Here is a 15308-nt window from a genome sequence, read left to right on the forward strand (position 1 = left end):
TTCTGAACCCTCACATTTATGATTCCTATAACGCTAATTTAACTTTTTTAAGAACTTTTTTAGCATTTGAAAACCTAGTTGGCTACTGAAAACTGCGAGTCGTAGAGGTTTTTGTAGTAACCGTCGACTTTATTCAGTAATTCCTGATGTGTTCCCTGTTCTACAATCAAACCTTTATCCATGACCACAATTTTATCAGCATTTACAATTGTTGCCAATCGATGCGCGATAATAATCGAAGTTCTTCCTTTAGTAATCGTTTCTGTTGCGCGCTGAATCAATTCTTCAGAATAAGTATCAATTGACGAAGTAGCTTCGTCCAGAATCAAAATACTTGGATTACTCACGTATGAACGCAAAAAGGCGATCAATTGACGTTGTCCTGACGAAAGCATTACACCACGTTCTTTTACATCAAAATCATAATTATCAGGTAAACTCATAATGAAATCATGCACGCCAATTTTTTTGGCAGCATTCAAAACTTGTTCGCGAGTAATTTCAGGATTGTGCAAAGTAATATTGTTGTAAATCGTATCGGCAAACAAAAATACATCTTGCAAAACCACCGCAATTTGTTTTCGTAAAGAAGCCAAAGTATAGTTCTCAATGTTATGACCGTCAATAAAAATTGTACCACTATTGATTTCGTAAAAACGATTCAATAAGTTAATAATGGTAGATTTTCCTGCTCCTGTCGATCCAACAATTGCAATCGTTTGTCCCGCATCGACAGATAAATCAATACCTTTTATAACTTCCTCCTCAGGAATATAACTAAAACGGACTTGCTTAAATTCAATACTTCCATTAAAAATTGGCGCTTCAATTGTTCCGGTATCCTGAATATGATCTTGCGTGTCGATAATATCAAAAACACGATTGGCAGCAATCATTCCTAATTGCATCTCGTTGAATTTATCTGCAATTTGACGTAATGGATTAAACAACATACCTATAAACATAGTATAAGAGAATAAATCTCCAAAAGTTGTAAAATGATCTCCGTTTAGGATTTTAAATCCGCCATAAACGACAACTAATCCTAAAGTAATTGACGAAATAATATCAGCAATAGGGAAAAATATCGAGTTGTACAGAATCGTTTTTATCCACGCAACTCTGTGTTTGTCATTTATAACTCTAAAGTTTTCGGCTTCAATTTTCTCACGATTAAAAAGCTGAACAATCTTCATTCCCGTAACACGTTCCTGCACAAAAGAGTTCATATTGGCAATTTGCGTACGAACTTCCTCAAAAGCAACCTGCATTTTGCGTTGAAAAATTCGGGTGATATAAACCAAAATTGGCATGGCAACAACCACAATCCAGGTCAGTTTCCAGTTCATGTAAAACATAAAAATAAGTACAACCAACATTTTCATTAAGTCACTTATAATCATAAACAATCCCTGACTGAAAATACGCGCGATCGATTCAATGTCCGAAACTGATCTGGTAACCAATTGTCCAACCGGAACCAAATCAAAATATTTCATTCTAAAACTTAGAATATGTTTGAAAAGTTTGGTTCTAATGTCTTTCACAATATCCTGGCCAAGCCAGTTTGCCCAAAACACAAAATAAAACTGAGAGAATACTTCACATAAAAGCACAACGCCCATTAATATAATGTACATTAATAAACCATGCTTGTCATGCGTTTTAATGTAACCGTCAACTGTTTGCTTTAATAAATAAGGTCGAAGTGCTGCAAAAATCGAAAGGGAAACTGCAAAAACAATAACGCCATAATAGCGCCATTTATAAGGTTTAGTATATTTTAAAATTCGTTTGAATAATCCGGTATCAAATGCTTTTGCTTTCATTTAGTTTTTTAAGCTTTAGGCTTTAGGCTTTAGGCATAAGGCTTACTGCTTATTGCCTATAGCTTATAGCTATATATAATCGTAATAAATTTCGGTTAAATACAATCCGTGTGCCGGAACCGAAAACCCAGCTTTCTCTCTGCTTTTGCTTGCGATGATATTTTCAAGATCATCCAGAGTGATTTTATGCAAACCAATATTTACCAAAGTTCCCACAATGGCACGAACCATATTTCGTAAAAAACGATTTGCCGATATGGTAAAAATCAGCTTATTGTTTTCTTGTTTCCAACAAGCCTCAAAAATCGTGCAATCAAATGTATTGACATCCGTATTAACTTTCGAAAAACATTGAAAATCGGTATGTTTCAATAAAATTTTTGCCGCTTCATTCATCAAAGCTACATCTAATTTTTGATTAAAGTACCAACTCAATTCCTCCAAAAACGGATTTTTAACAGTGTTGATATGATATTCATACGTTCTTTTAGTAGCGTCAAATCTGCAATGCGCATCGTTATGAACCAGGATAAGATCAAAGATTGCAATGTCTTTTGGTAAATACGAATTCAGTTTGTGCACTAAATTCGGAACATCAATTGGAGTTTCAAAATCAAAATGACCATACATTTCCTGCGCATGAACACCAGTATCCGTTCGTCCGGCGCCCATAACATTTATAGGTGTACTTAATAAAACCGAAAGTGCTTTGTTTAAAGTTTCCTGAACAGAAGAAGCATTAGGCTGAAATTGCCAACCGTGATAATGTGTTCCGTTATAAGCAAATTGAATAAAATATCTCATTTTAAGGTGCAGAGGTTCTCAGATGCAAAGGTACAAAGATTTTTTTCTTTATAGGTTCAAAGTCGCAAAGGTACAAAGGTTCAAAGGTTTTTTATGGTAGAGACGCACGGCAGTGCGTCTAACATTCGGGATGAAAAATATAAGAGGCGATTTTTATTTTGCGCAAAAGAAACCTTTGAGCCCTTGCCTCTATGAGCCTTTGAATCTCTCTTAAAAACTGTTAACGTCCAAAATACCAATCATAGTTTATCCAGCAAAAAATCGTGTCAGAAATTGACAATTCTAACGTTAGAAAATGAGTCTTTTTTTAACATTTTTTAAGAAAAATTGGCAAAAGTTAATTTTGAAAATATTTCATTTTAATAGGAAATATTTCTCCTATGTTTGTAGCTTAAATATCAAAAACTATGAATGAAATTACTTCTTACTGGTGGATAATTTTAATCTTATTCTCCATTATTTTTTACAAGTTTATTTTGCGTGTTTTCTTCGGAATGGTAATGGTTCCTGAGGATAAAATTGGTTTAGTAACCAAGAAATTTGTTTTGTTTGGAGCCGATAAGTCACTTCCGGATGGGCGTATTATTGCAACAAAAGGCGAAGCTGGTTATCAGGCAAAAACGCTTGCCCCGGGTTTATACTGGGGAATGTGGATCTGGCAATATTCAATCGATATGTCTGGATTTACCGTTATTCCGGAAGGAAAAATTGGATTGGTTTTAAGTAAAGACGGACAGGAAATTCCAACAGGACGAATCTTAGCCCGAAAAGTAGACAGTGATAATTTTCAGGATGCTACTTTTTTCTTAGACAATGGTGGGCAAAAAGGGCGTCAGACTGCTTTTATTACAACAGGTTCGTATCGTATTAATACGTTTTTGTTTGAAATTGTAATCGCAGACCAAATCAAGATTTATGAGAACATGATTGGGATCGTAACAGCTCTTGATGGAGAACCAATTCCGCAAGGACAAATTGCCGGAAAATTTGTTGAAGGACATAATAACTTTCAGGATTTTGACAAGTTCTTGGATACTGGCGGAAATCGTGGTTTACAACCTCAGGTAATGTTGGCAGGATCATATTACATTAATACATGGGGAGTACAAATCGAGCAAAACCCAATGACTGATGTGCCTATTGGATATGTTGGTGTTGTGATTTCGTATATCGGTGAAGACGGACAAGATGTGACCGGAGATACTTTTAAACACGGAAATATTGTTTCAAAAGGACAACGCGGTGTTTGGATGGAACCACTTGGGCCTGGAAAATATGCATTGAATAAATACACAACTAAGTTGGAAGCTGTTCCAACAACAAACTTGGTTCTAAACTGGGCAAATGCGAGAAGTGAATCGCATGATTTAGATAAAAATCTTTCTACGATTACAGTTCGTTCAAAAGACGGTTTCCCGTTTAATCTTGACGTAGCTCAGATTATCCACGTTCCTGCAGCTGAAGCGCCAAAAGTAATTGCACGTTTTGGAAGCATGAACAATTTGGTTTCTCAGGTTTTAGAACCTACAATTGGTAACTATTTTAGAAACTCGGCACAAGACAGCGATGTTATTTCTTTCTTGTCTACCAGAAAAGAGCGTCAAGAATCGGCTAAAAATCATATTAAGTTAGTACTTGATGAGTATAATGTAAATGCCGTTGATACATTGATTGGAGATATCGTTCCGCCAGATTCGTTGATGAAAACTTTGACAGATAGAAAATTAGCCGAAGAAGAGCAAAAAACATATCAAACGCAAAGGATGGCGCAGGAACAACGTCAGGGAATGGAGAAAGAAACGGCGATTGCAGATATGCAAAAAGAAATTGTTCGCGCTTCGCAAAGTGTTGAAATTGCACAACGTACCGCAGATGCAACAGTTAAAAAAGCAGAAGGAGATGCAACCAGTTTAAAACTGAATGTAAACGCTGAAGCGGAAGCAACAAAAATGCGCGCAAATGCAGAAGCCGAAGCGACAAAAGCAAGAGCGGGGGCACAGGCAGAAGCAACAAAACTAAACGCAAGTGCAGAAGCTGAAAGAATCTCAAAAACAGGTTTGGCTGAAGCGGAGAAAATTATGGCAATTGGTAAATCTACTGCTGAATCGTACCAACTTCAGGTTAGCGCAATGGGTGGAGATAACTTTACGAGATATAAAGTAACCGAAGAAATTGGTAAAGGAAACATCAAAGTAATTCCTGATGTTTTAATTTCTGGAAACGGTGGTTCTGATGGTTCTATAAGTGGCTTATTAGGTTTAAAGCTAATGGAAATGATGGACACTAAAGATTCCAAAGACGGTAAAGGTCCTAAAAAACAATAATTGTTTATAGGTGTGAAACGTTAGAGGTTAGATGTGAAATGTTAATTGTAAAATGTTTGACGTAAAAGCATAAAATGTAAAACGTAGAGATGCACAGTAGTGTATCTAACACCCAATTTAAAAATCCGATTTGCGAAAGCAGATCGGATTTTTTTATGTTTAACAAAAAAGACAAGTAAAAAAAACTTAGAGTCTTAGTATCTCAGAACCTTAGTAACTTTAAAGAAAACCTTTGTACCTTTGCACCTCTAAGCCTTTGTACCTTTAAAAAAAAATGAAAAAAATCCTCCTACTTTCCGATACTCACAGTCATATCGACGATACCATTTTAAAATATGTAGTACAGGCTGATGAAGTTTGGCACGCGGGAGATATTGGCGATTTGAATGTTACGGATACCATAAAAAAGTTAAAACCCTTACGTTGCGTTTACGGAAATATTGATGATGCACAGGCAAGATTAGAATTTCCGTTGCACAACAGATTTTTATGTGAAAATGTATCGGTTTGGATCACGCATATTGGTGGTTATCCGGGAAAATATAATCCGGCGATAAGAGAAGAAATGACCTTGAATCCGCCTAAATTGTTTATTTGCGGGCATTCACATATTTTAAAGGTGATTTTCGATAAAAAGAACAATTTATTGCACATGAATCCAGGTGCAGCAGGAAAAAGCGGTTTTCATCAAGTTCGTACAATGCTTAGATTTGTAATTGATGACGATAAAATCAAAGATCTTGAAATTGTCGAAATTGGTAAAAAATAATAATGATTTAATGTGGTAAAGGAACTAGTATTTTGATCTTAGTTCCTTCATTTTCGTTAGAAACAATAGAAATCGTTCCTTTATATTTCTTAATTCTTGCTCTAATTCGGTTTAAACCAAAGCCTTCGACTTCTTTTAGTTTTTGAGTTTTAAAACCCTTGCCGTCATCGTGAATGATAATTGTGAAATGATTTTGTTTTTCAGACAATGAAATTTTTGCTTTTTTGGCGTCACTATGTTTTATGATATTGTTGAATAATTCGGTTACAATAAAATAAAGTTTCATTTCAAATTTTTCAGTATATCTTTTTTCGGTCAAAATAGTACTTGAATATTCAAAGAGAATACTTGAATTAGAATTTCTTTCGCATAAATCTTCCAAAGTATAAATTAAACCAAAGCGCAGTAATAAAGTAGGAACTAAGTCATCTGACATATCACGTAAAAGATCATGAGCTTCTGATAAAATGCTTTTTGCTTTCTGAATTTCTTCAGATTTTACGTTGTTTTGCGTTGTAAAAGCGTTTAGATGTAATCCTGCAGAAGATAATAAGGAATTGATATTGTCATGTAAAAACGATGCGATTTTTTTTCGTTCGATTTCCTGAGTATCGATTCCTGCATTTATAACATTAAGGAGTATTTTTTGTTTGGTATCTTTTCGCTTAATTTTTTGTTTTAATTTGTTATTCTGATAATAAAGATAGAATAGAAAAAACAAGATAATTACAAGTATAATAGACAAGCTAATCACTTTTTTATTGCCTAATTGATCAAGCTTTCGAAACTCAGCTGTATTTCTTTTTTTGATAATTTCAGATGATAAACTACCTGATTCTTTTGGTGCTTTATTTTGCTGGCCAAATGCAAGGTTTTCATTTAGAGAAATAAGTATAAGGAGTGATATAAAAACTCTAAAAAAAGGCATAAAATAGTAGTTAAGAAAAATCCTTTGGGTTCAAATTCAAGGATTAATCAAGTTGTTTTTTAAAGCATATTTTACAAGACCAATGGTATTTTTGGTTTGTAATTTTTTCATGATATTTTTTCGGTGGGTTTCAACGGTATTGATACTTATGAAAAGTTGCTCGCTAATTTCTTTTCCGCTGTATTCAAGCGAAATCAGTGTAATAATTTCAATTTCTCTAGGACTTAAAATCTGATTCTCAGTATAGATGTTTTTATTTAATTTGGGATTGTTTTGAGTAAATGTGTTGAATATTTTTTCTCTTACAGCATCACAAAAGTATTCTTGCCCCTGATAAACAGCTTCAATTGCTTCGATGATATTTTCGCCGGCACATTTTTTTGTGAGATACCCATTAGCGCCTAATTTCATTACTTCTTTTATGATTTTTAAATCATCATAACTGGACAGAATAATTACTTTGCAAGGAAATCTCTTTTGGCTAAATTCTTTTAAGACTTCGATACCGTCTTTTTTGGGCATGCTTATATCCAAAACCAAAATATCAGCATTATTTTGTACAACATCTTCATAAATAGTGGTTCCATCTTTAGAATTACCTACAACTTCAAAGTTATCGACTGTACATAATAAGTTGGTTAACCCATCAATAAGTACTTGATGATCATCGGCAAGATGTATCCTTATTTTATGTTTCATTGGTACTTGTGGAAATAATGGGCAAATTTAGAAAGGAATTCTCCTGTAGAATTGCCTTATAGGATTAATTTATGTCTTTATAAGGTATAAAAAAGGCACAAAAAAACCCGAATATAAAATTCGGGTTCTCTTCGCACAAAAAAATTAAGTTTATAGGTTTACCTCAAACGGTCTACAGATTTTACGAGATCTTCGTCTTTCTTGATGGCTTTATTAGCTAAAACTAATAACACGATAGCAACAATAGGAAGAAACATCCCAATACCTTTCTCAGAAACGTTAGTTTCTCCAGATAAATTTAGAGAGCGATATACAAATAATCCTAATAAAATTAAATTTAATATTATGTTCAGTCTGTTCATCACAAACTGATTTTGTCTTTTTTTGAATGAAATGATACTAACAATAGTAAGCATCGTACTTAGACCTAATAAAATGGTGAAAAATTGGTCCTGCATAAAATAAAATGCTTTACCGTTTAATGTCCAAAGCGGAATAAAAAACATTAAAACTCCTGTCACTAAAAATGCAAGAAGTAAATATATAGTTTGAATTCTTTGTATCATGATCTAAAATTGTTTTACAAAAATATATTTTCTTTTTTTAAAATACTATTGTATGATTAAATTTTATTCGTATTATTGCATCATAATACCGTAAGCACTTCATACTGCGGGCAATTGAAATAAAATATCTACCTATTCTTTTTACAGTATTTCCTTTAAAATAATTAAATTCATAGAACATTCATGTTTGATATTTCTGCATTAAAAGAAATGAAGCTTTCTGAGCTTCAAGAAATAGCTAAGTTAGCTAAAACTATAAAGTTTAATGGCGTTAAAAAAGAGACCTTAATAAGTCAGATTTTAGCACATCAGGAATCGACTGTAGCGCCGCCGGTTAATGCTGTGGCCGAAAAAGTGGAGGATGATAAACCGAAAAGAGCAAGAATTGTTCCGGCAAAAAAAACAGCAGTTTCAAAAGATGCTCCTGTTTTAGAATTTGATAAGGTAGAGGAAGCTCCTGAAAAACCTAAAACTCCTGTGATTTCAAAAGCAAATCCAAAGGCTCAACAAGCCCCAAAAGCAGAAGAAGTTTCAAAGGAAGAAGAAACACAAGAAGTTCAGGAAGATTCTGAAAATAAAGAAATACAGAAAAAAGGGCCTAAAATTGTTAAGTTTAATAAATCAGCTTACGAGAAAAAGGTTGCTTTGCAAAAAGAAAAAGAAGCTGCAAAAGAAGTAGGTTCTGAAGAAGTTGGAGAAACAGCTCCTGAGGCTCAGGCTCCAGTAGAAGAAAAGAAAGAATTCGCAGAAAAAACAGAAGGTACTGCTCCGGTAAAAAAGATAAATCCGAACCAGAATAAAAATCAGAATCCAAACCAAAACCCGAATCCGAACCAAAACCCAAACCAAAATCCAAATGGAAATGGAAATGTGAGTAGCGGAAATCAGAACCCAAATCATAAAAATAAAAAGAGTAATTTCAGAGATTCAGACTTTGAATTTGACGGAATTATTGAAAGTGAAGGTGTTCTTGAAATGATGCCCGACGGATACGGATTTTTACGTTCATCAGATTATAATTATTTAGCTTCTCCGGATGATATTTATTTATCAACTTCACAAATCAGATTATTCGGTCTTAAAACCGGAGATACTGTAAAAGGAGTGGTTCGTCCTCCAAAAGAAGGCGAGAAATTTTTCCCTTTAGTTCGTGTACTTAAAATCAATGGTCACGATCCGCAAGTTGTTCGCGACAGAGTTTCTTTTGAACACTTGACACCAGTTTTTCCTTCTGAAAAATTCAAATTAGCCGAAAAAGGCAGTTCAGTTTCAACTCGTATTATCGATTTATTCTCTCCAATAGGAAAAGGACAACGTGGTATGATTGTCGCTCAGCCTAAAACGGGTAAAACAATGTTGTTAAAAGACATTGCAAATGCAATTGCTGCAAATCACCCTGAAGTTTACCTTATTGTTCTTTTGATTGATGAGCGTCCTGAGGAGGTTACAGATATGCAACGCAGCGTGCGTGGTGAAGTTATTGCTTCGACTTTTGACAGAGAGCCACAAGAGCACGTAAAAATTGCTAATATTGTTCTTGAAAAAGCAAAACGTTTGGTAGAATGTGGGCATGATGTTGTAATCTTATTAGATTCTATTACACGTTTGGCAAGAGCCTATAATACTGTTCAGCCAGCTTCTGGTAAAGTATTAAGTGGGGGTGTTGATGCAAATGCATTACAAAAACCAAAACGTTTCTTTGGAGCTGCAAGAAATGTAGAAAACGGTGGTTCATTAAGTATTATCGCAACTGCATTGACTGAAACAGGTTCTAAAATGGATGAGGTTATCTTTGAAGAATTTAAAGGTACCGGTAATATGGAACTTCAATTGGATCGTAAAATCGCTAATAAACGTATTTTCCCTGCAATCGATCTTACTTCGTCAAGTACACGTCGTGATGATTTATTATTAGACGAAAAAACTTTACAAAGGATGTGGATTATGCGTAAGTATCTATCAGATATGAACCCGGTAGAATCTATGGATTTTGTAAACGACCGTTTCAAAAAAACCAGAAACAACGAAGAGTTTTTGATTTCTATGAATGACTAGAGAAAGGGACAAAGGCTCAGAGTAGCAAAGGTTCTTAGGTTTCCTTTGGAAATCTATAAAAATAAAAAAAGGGATGAGTTTTAATAACTCATCCCTTTTTGTTTTGCTCTAAATAGACTTTATCTATAAAAAAAACTTTGAACCTTTGCTACTTGAACCTTTGAGCCTATTTTTTATCAACTACCGGTCTATTCTCTCTATTTGCTAAATCCCAGGCAATGACAAAAGCCAGTTGTGCTCTTTTTGTCAAAGCGTCGTATTCAATTTTTTGAGGTTCGTCGCCTTTACCGTGGTAATCTTCGTGAACTCCGTTGAAAAGGAAAACTGCCGGAATACCGTTTTTTGCGAAGTTATAATGATCAGAACGCTCGTAAAAATGGTTTGGATCTTTAGGATCATTAAATTTAAAATCTAAATCTAGTTTGGTGTATTTATCATTTTGAGCCACCACAATATTATGCAAATCAGTAGATAATCTATCGGCACCAATTACGTAAACATAATTGTTTGTTTTAGCGTGTTCTACATCGCGACGACCAATCATATCAATATTGATATCTGTAATGGTATTAGCAATTGGAAATAATGGATTTTCAGAATAATAACGAGATCCGTGTAAACCGTGCTCTTCACCAGTTACATGAAGGAATAAAATAGAACGTTTTGGACCATGACCCTCCTTTTTAGCTTTTGCAAATGCTTTTGCTATTTCCATAACTGCTACAGTTCCAGATCCGTCATCATCAGCTCCGTTATAAATATCTCCATTTTTAACTCCAACGTGATCGTAATGTGCTGAAATTACTAAAACTTCATTCGGTTTTTCAGAACCTTCTATATAAGCCCAAATGTTTTCAGAATCTGGTAAGTTTTCATTGCGTTTTGCATTTAAGAATGCGGCAGGAACATGTTGGTAATAATCAGTTGCTCCTTTAGGAAACGAAATACCATTTTTTTTGTATTGGTCGATCATATACAAACCTGCTTTTTTCTGACCTTTTGACCCTGTTTCGCGGCCTTCCATTTCGTCAGAAGCTACAATATAAAGCATTTTTTTTAGATCTTTTTCCGAAATAGATTTCACATATTTTGTTGGATCTGAGTTGTCTTTAGGGATTGCGTCTTTCGTAGTCGAACATGAAAATGCAGACGCAATTAATAATAGAACTAAAATTTTTTTCATTGATTAGTTAGTGTAAGTTGATAAATATATATAGCATATAAAAAACGAGTAAAAATAGGATAAAAAAGAAGTTTATAAAAAATAAGATAAAACTTTTAACAAATGAAACGATTCTGCTTTCTCCATAAAAACGATGATGTGCTGGATAAAAATAATATGACATCCAGAGAATACCTACGAAATTAATAATATTACCTACCGCAGTAAGTGGAGTGTCTTCTCCAAATAAGCCAATTACTTTGGTGATAATAAATAAAATCAGAAAAATTAAAAGTAAAAATGAAAAATAATGTAACGTGAAAATCCCGTGATCAAAATAGAACCATTTCTTTTTGTTGTGAAAAATCCATAAAAAGAAGGCAAAGAATGGCATTATAATAAATAGAATTTTTGGAATATTATGAATAAAAGATTCTATAAATTTTTCAATAATTTCCCTTTTAGTATTATGTTCAGTGACATGTGTAGCTTTTTCATAAATCCAATATTGAAATTCTGTAAGTTTTTCACTTTCCTTGCCATACTTTTGAATCGAATCGATTTCTTTCATCGACTTTAGTTTAAAGTATTTTTTATCGAGTTGTTTCATCGTTTTTTCCTGCAAGTAGTTTTTATCACTGTGACTTTTAGTTTCGTCTTTGCTGGATTTGGCAATTTGTGAGCTGATTTCTTTTTCACTTTTGTTAAGATTCTCAGTTACTTTATTTGGAAATAAGGCAATTAAAAGAAAAGTAATAAAGCTTATAAAAATATACAAACGGACAGGAGCCAGATAAGACAATCGTTTTCCTGACAGATATTCTTTGGTTAAAGTAGAAGGCTTGAAAAGTAAGTTTTTGATGGTTTTCCAAAAAGCATTTTCATAATGCGTCAAATCTTCAAAGAAATGGATAAATAAGTGATGAAATGTTTTTCTGCTATCTGTATTTTCTTGTCCGCAATTTGGACAAAATTTTTGTTCGACAACATGTCTGCAATTTAAGCAGGTTTTGTCTTTTCTAATCGGACTGTGTGACATTGGTTATTTTATTGATTGATGTGGTTTATGGTTTAGTTTTTATGTTTTTTTTGACCACGGATGATGCGGATTAAACGGGTTTACGCTGGTTTCTTTTTAGCCTGTGGGATCACTTTTTTAAAATAATCTGTGTAAATCCGTTTAACCCGTTAAACCTGTGGGCTTAAACTTTATTTTTTTAAAACTTCATTTAGGAAAAGCTGTAAGTGTTCGAATGATCTTTTTGCAGCTACAGCATTATAGGCAGCGCCTTTAGAATTATCGTTTCCTGCTTCGGGATTTGTAAAAGAGTGAACAGCATTTGCGTAATAAATCATTTGCCAATCGGCTTTTGAATCACGCATTTCTTGCTGAAAAGCAGTAATTTCTTCCTTAGATTCGTATGGGTCATCAGCACCATGACAAACTAAAACTTTTGTAGTAATTGGTTCTACAGGGCGACTTGCATCTCTGGCTAAACTTCCATGAAATGAAACAACACCTTTTAGATTCAAATGTCCGCGGGCTGCTTCAAGAACTCCTGTCCCTCCAAAACAATATCCAATAGCTACAATATTATCAGCATTTGCGCCAGATTTTATCAATTGTTGTAAAGCCAGATTGATACGTTTTTGATATTCGGCATAATTAGTTTTATAGTGACCGGATATTTTTCCCGCTTCTGTTGTATTTTTTGGATAGTTTCCTTCGCCATAAATATCAGCGATAAAAACGGTATAGCCCAGCTTTGATAAATTCTCGGCAATATCTTTTGAAGCTTTATCGATTCCAAGCCACGCAGGTATAAGCAGAATACCAGGATTGTTAGTGCTTTTCTTAGCTGATTTTATTGATAAACCGTTTAATACCTGAGTACCATCGGCATATTTTACAGGTTTTAATTGCGCATCTATAGTGTTAGAAAACAATATAGTAGCAAAAATGAGTAGGGCAGAATTTTTCATGTTTTCACAATTTTTAACAAATATCAGAAATAATATGTTACAAAAAAACCTCAAAAGTCATTTCTTCTGAGGTTTCTAACATTTGGCTTTCGGAATTAATAATCTATTGAAATTTAAATTATTGTGAATGCTTATAAAGTGATATTTCGTTTAAAAGCGCAACCTAATTCAATCATTGAATCTGTTTTAGCAATTCCAGGAATATTATCAATTTTTTCATATAATATTCTACGCATGTGTTCGTGGTTTTTTGCTGTAATTTTAAGGTAAAGTGTAAAAGATCCTGTTACAAAATAACATTCTGTAATTTCAGGTATTTCTTTTAACGCTTCTATAATTCGCTCTGAATCGGAATCCTTATTTAGTGTAATACCCGTAAAAGAAGCCCAATCGTAACCAATTTGTTTTTCGTTCAAAATAGGCTTGATGCCTGTTATGATTCCTTGTTCAAATAAACGGTTAATACGTTGGTGGACCATAGTATTTGAAATTTTTAAATTAGTAGCAATGGTAGAATATGCAATTCGCCCATCTTTTTCTAATTCCTTTATAATTTTAATGTCAAACTCGTCTAAGATATCCATGCAATATTTTTTTTCGTTTAATTTATGTAAAGATAAAAATAACTATCATTTGTTGTTTAAATATGAAAGGTAAAATGACTTGTAATTGTGTTAAAATAAGTGATTTTGTTTTTATAAAAGCTATTACTGAGTTAAAACATGTTGATTATTGCATTTAAATAAATAAATTTTATATTTTTGCTTCAATAAAAATAAATTATCATGGGACATAAGCAAGAAGTACTTTCATCAAAGTCTGAGGTTTTGATCGAAAAAGAAAACAAATACGGAGCTCACAATTATCATCCACTTCCAGTTGTGTTAGAAAGAGGAGAAGGAGTATATGTTTGGGATGTTGACGGAAAAAAGTATTATGATTTTTTATCGGCTTATTCTGCAGTAAATCAAGGTCACTGCCATCCAAAAATTGTAAAAGCAATGACGGATCAGGCAATGAAATTGTCTTTGACTTCTCGTGCTTTTTACAATGATAAATTAGGAAACTACGAAGAATTTGTAACCAATTATTTTGGTTTTGATAAAGTATTACCAATGAATACTGGTGCAGAAGCGGTTGAAACGGCTTTGAAACTTTGTAGAAAATGGGCTTATGAAGTAAAAGGAATCCACGAAAATCTAGCACAAATTATTGTTTGCGAGAATAATTTTCACGGAAGAACAACTACAATTATTTCTTTTTCGAATGATGAAACTGCCCGTAAAAGCTTTGGTCCATTTACAGAAGGATTTATAAAAATAGAATATGATAATCTTCAAGCTCTTGAAAAAGTTTTAGAATCATCAAAAAATATAGCAGGATTCCTAGTAGAACCAATTCAGGGTGAAGCAGGAGTTTATGTACCATCAGAAGGATATTTGGCGAAAGCAAAAGCGTTGTGTGAGAAACATAATGTATTGTTTATTGCAGATGAGGTTCAGACGGGAATTGCGCGTACCGGAAAATTATTAGCCGTTCATCACGAAAATGTACAACCGGATATCTTGATTTTAGGAAAAGCAATTTCTGGTGGAGTTTATCCAGTTTCGGCAGTTTTGGCAAATAACGAAATCATGAATGTAATTAAACCTGGACAACACGGATCTACTTTTGGAGGAAATCCTGTTGCTGCAGCTGTTGCAATTGCGGCTCTTGAAGTGGTTAAAGAAGAAAATTTAGCAGAAAACGCTGAACGTTTAGGAATTATTTTAAGAAAAGGATTAAACGAAATTAAAGAACGCAATAACTTAATTACTTTAGTTAGAGGAAAAGGTTTATTGAACGCTATTGTAATTAACTGTGGAGAGGATTCTGATTTGGCTTGGGAAATTTGCTTAAAATTCAGAGATAACGGATTATTAGCAAAACCAACTCACGGGAATAAAATTCGTTTGGCACCGCCATTAGTAATGACAGAAGAACAAATTCAGGAATGTCTTGAAATTATCGAGAAATCACTGAACGATTTTAGAGATTAACTAATAAATGCATAGTTTATAAAACTTTAAAAAACATATTCGGAACGTCGAATATGTTTTTTTTTTTGCTTTAAAACAATAGTACTATTTTAACATAATTAAACCTTTTGAAGGCTATTAAGAACTTGTTAGGTGAATTAATTTTGCAAA

Annotated in this window: 13 protein-coding genes; 4 read left to right on the forward strand and 9 right to left on the reverse strand. The window is 33.5% G+C overall.

What is annotated here, in order from left to right:
• Nucleotides 1-74: 74 nt before the first annotated feature.
• A complete protein-coding gene (locus LPB88_RS17725; protein WP_230716977.1) occupies nt 75-1829 on the reverse strand; it encodes an ABC transporter ATP-binding protein in 1755 nt (584 codons plus the stop codon).
• 69 nt (nt 1830-1898) lie between these two features.
• Nucleotides 1899-2633, reverse strand: a complete 735-nt coding sequence (gene truA, locus LPB88_RS17730; RefSeq protein ID WP_230716978.1) for a tRNA pseudouridine(38-40) synthase TruA — start codon at nt 2631-2633, stop codon at nt 1899-1901.
• 407 nt (nt 2634-3040) lie between these two features.
• On the opposite strand from truA, the gene LPB88_RS17735 reads away from it, so the two are divergent.
• Nucleotides 3041-4957, forward strand: a complete 1917-nt coding sequence (locus LPB88_RS17735; RefSeq protein ID WP_230716979.1) for an SPFH domain-containing protein — start codon at nt 3041-3043, stop codon at nt 4955-4957.
• Between the two features lie 274 nt (nt 4958-5231).
• Nucleotides 5232-5726 (forward strand): metallophosphoesterase, encoded by a 495-nt coding sequence (locus LPB88_RS17740; protein WP_230716980.1) that lies wholly within the window; start codon nt 5232-5234, stop codon nt 5724-5726.
• Between the two features lie 7 nt (nt 5727-5733).
• Here the strand turns inward: LPB88_RS17740 and LPB88_RS17745 are convergent, their stop codons facing one another.
• The 3 genes from LPB88_RS17745 to LPB88_RS17755 all read right to left on the reverse strand — a co-directional run bounded on the left by LPB88_RS17745 (nt 5734) and on the right by LPB88_RS17755 (nt 7919).
• Nucleotides 5734-6654: a sensor histidine kinase gene (locus LPB88_RS17745; RefSeq protein WP_230716981.1), complete on the reverse strand. Its 921-nt coding sequence runs from the start codon at nt 6652-6654 to the stop codon at nt 5734-5736.
• Between the two features lie 36 nt (nt 6655-6690).
• Complete coding sequence (locus LPB88_RS17750) at nt 6691-7353, reverse strand: response regulator transcription factor (RefSeq protein WP_230716982.1); 663 nt, start codon at nt 7351-7353, stop codon at nt 6691-6693.
• Nucleotides 7354-7511: 158 nt separating this feature from the next.
• Entirely contained in the window at nt 7512-7919 is a 408-nt protein-coding gene (locus tag LPB88_RS17755; RefSeq protein WP_230716983.1) for a DUF4293 domain-containing protein, read from the reverse strand.
• Between the two features lie 183 nt (nt 7920-8102).
• Here LPB88_RS17755 and rho point away from each other — a divergent pair, with 183 nt between their 5' ends.
• On the forward strand, nt 8103-9974 hold the full coding sequence (gene rho / locus LPB88_RS17760) for a transcription termination factor Rho (RefSeq protein ID WP_230716984.1): 1872 nt from the start codon (nt 8103-8105) through the stop codon (nt 9972-9974).
• Nucleotides 9975-10140: 166 nt separating this feature from the next.
• Here rho and LPB88_RS17765 read toward each other — a convergent pair whose 3' ends face one another.
• The 4 genes from LPB88_RS17765 to LPB88_RS17780 form a co-directional block, all read right to left on the reverse strand.
• A complete protein-coding gene (locus tag LPB88_RS17765) occupies nt 10141-11157 on the reverse strand; it encodes a M28 family peptidase (protein ID WP_230716985.1) in 1017 nt (338 codons plus the stop codon).
• A gap of 7 nt (nt 11158-11164) precedes the next feature.
• A complete protein-coding gene (locus LPB88_RS17770; RefSeq protein ID WP_230716986.1) occupies nt 11165-12175 on the reverse strand; it encodes a DUF3667 domain-containing protein in 1011 nt (336 codons plus the stop codon).
• A gap of 170 nt (nt 12176-12345) precedes the next feature.
• A complete protein-coding gene (locus LPB88_RS17775) occupies nt 12346-13119 on the reverse strand; it encodes a dienelactone hydrolase family protein (RefSeq protein ID WP_230716987.1) in 774 nt (257 codons plus the stop codon).
• 131 nt (nt 13120-13250) lie between these two features.
• Nucleotides 13251-13703: an Lrp/AsnC family transcriptional regulator gene (locus tag LPB88_RS17780; RefSeq protein WP_089352538.1), complete on the reverse strand. Its 453-nt coding sequence runs from the start codon at nt 13701-13703 to the stop codon at nt 13251-13253.
• Between the two features lie 201 nt (nt 13704-13904).
• Here LPB88_RS17780 and rocD point away from each other — a divergent pair, with 201 nt between their 5' ends.
• Nucleotides 13905-15158 carry an ornithine--oxo-acid transaminase gene (gene rocD / locus LPB88_RS17785; RefSeq protein ID WP_230716988.1) on the forward strand — a complete coding sequence of 418 codons (1254 nt, stop codon included), beginning with the start codon at nt 13905-13907 and terminating at the stop codon, nt 15156-15158.
• Nucleotides 15159-15308 lie beyond the last annotated feature (150 nt).

Origin of the sequence: Flavobacterium sp. JAS (assembly GCF_020991455.1) — a bacterium.
Classification (GTDB): domain Bacteria; phylum Bacteroidota; class Bacteroidia; order Flavobacteriales; family Flavobacteriaceae; genus Flavobacterium.